This is a genomic window from Bradyrhizobium sp. DN3 (genome assembly GCF_041357655.1).
In the GTDB taxonomy this organism is placed as follows: Bacteria; Pseudomonadota; Alphaproteobacteria; order Rhizobiales; family Xanthobacteraceae; genus Bradyrhizobium.
Genome location: NZ_JAULLN010000105.1, coordinates 1 through 255, shown reverse-complemented (window position 1 = coordinate 255; position 255 = coordinate 1). Strand labels below are relative to the sequence as shown.

The 255-nt window shown below is 67.8% G+C and carries 1 pseudogene; it reads right to left on the bottom strand.

Annotated elements, in window-relative coordinates:
* A pseudogene (locus AAE027_RS39545) lies at nucleotides 1–255 on the bottom strand (DUF1522 domain-containing protein); the annotation flags it as partial.

Here is a 255-nt window from a genome sequence, read left to right as displayed (position 1 = left end):
CGGTCGCCGCCGTGGTGCCGCCGGCCGCGCCGCTATACACCACGTTGCTGCTCGCGGTCGCGCTGGCGAAGGAGGTCGTGCCGCGCAGGTCGGCCGCCGTCGCACCGGAAATGGTGGTGGAGACATTCGACTTGGTGGAATAGCCGACCGTGGTCTGCAGCGCCTGGTTGGCGATCGACTTGGCGCTATCGATCAGCTTCTGCAGCGAGGTGATGCCGGTGTTGGCAGCCTGCAGCACCTGCACGCCGTTGGCGA